Below are 977 nucleotides of genomic sequence, written 5' to 3' on the forward strand. Positions count from 1 at the left end.
GTTTACTGCTCATAAGCACCTCGTTAATTAGCCATTTTATCTAACTAAAAGGTGTCTACAAAATCGGTGGCTATTCACTATAAATTGACTCAATTTAACTCATAGTAAATGATTTTTCAGTAGAGCTATCATATATAAATCTCTTTGAAATTATGTTCAATATTTAAAGCTCTAACTTTTTCTTCTAAAATATTCCATTCTTTTGAAAAATAGCCTATATCTAACTCGCAACAAATAACTAAAATTGTGTTTTCTGGATAATTTTTACTCATTTTCTTATGGATTCTTAGAGCAATTAAATCTACAAAATGTTCAATAAAACTAGGATTATCATAGCTAATAACATTCTGTATTTATATCCTTACCAATCTTCTTAACTCCATCAGCTGCATAACAATACCCCTGCTTATTTAATAATTCTCTTACCAAATATTCTTTAGGGTGTACAGCACAAGTTACTTCTAGGAAATAACTTTCCTCCATTACTTTAATTTCAGCATCAAAACATGCTGTACGTGATGTCCAACATACTTGAATATAATTTCCTAATCTATATTTAGTTCTTACATATACTGAAATTGGAAGAATTTCTTCTATTAATTCTTTTATATTACGAGGTCTTTTGCTTAACTCATAACCATCTTGATCGTGCTCTTTAACATATTCAAATAGATCATAGGCTATTCTGCAGAACTCCAATCCATCTACATAGCGATCTTTTAACTTATTGAAAAATTCAGCCTAATCTTTTTTCCAATCTAATTGTTTCATAGAATTTGAATAATAATTTTAATAAAAGAGCAGTACATAAAACTCTTTGCCATAAAAAACACCCCTAACCATTAGGTTAGGGGTGTTTAGATTTAAAAGCTGGCGATGACTTACTCTCACATGGCAAGTGCCACACTACCATCAGCGCTAAGAGGTTTCACTTCTGAGTTCGGGAAGGGATCAGGTGGTTCACTCTTGCTATTGTC

2 protein-coding genes and 1 rRNA gene are annotated in these 977 nt (G+C 31.1%); all 3 read right to left on the minus strand.

What is annotated here, in order from left to right:
• Positions 1–128: 128 nt before the first annotated feature.
• Positions 129–272, minus strand: coding sequence for a hypothetical protein (locus CDG56_RS17430; protein WP_227519091.1), 144 nt, complete (start codon positions 270–272; stop codon positions 129–131).
• Between the two features lie 64 nt (positions 273–336).
• Complete coding sequence (locus CDG56_RS17435) at positions 337–699, minus strand: hypothetical protein (RefSeq protein ID WP_227519092.1); 363 nt, start codon at positions 697–699, stop codon at positions 337–339.
• 169 nt (positions 700–868) lie between these two features.
• A 5S ribosomal RNA gene (gene rrf / locus CDG56_RS16715) occupies positions 869–977 on the minus strand; the annotation flags it as partial.

This window comes from Acinetobacter sp. WCHA39, from assembly GCF_002165385.1.
Classification (GTDB): domain Bacteria; phylum Pseudomonadota; class Gammaproteobacteria; order Pseudomonadales; family Moraxellaceae; genus Acinetobacter.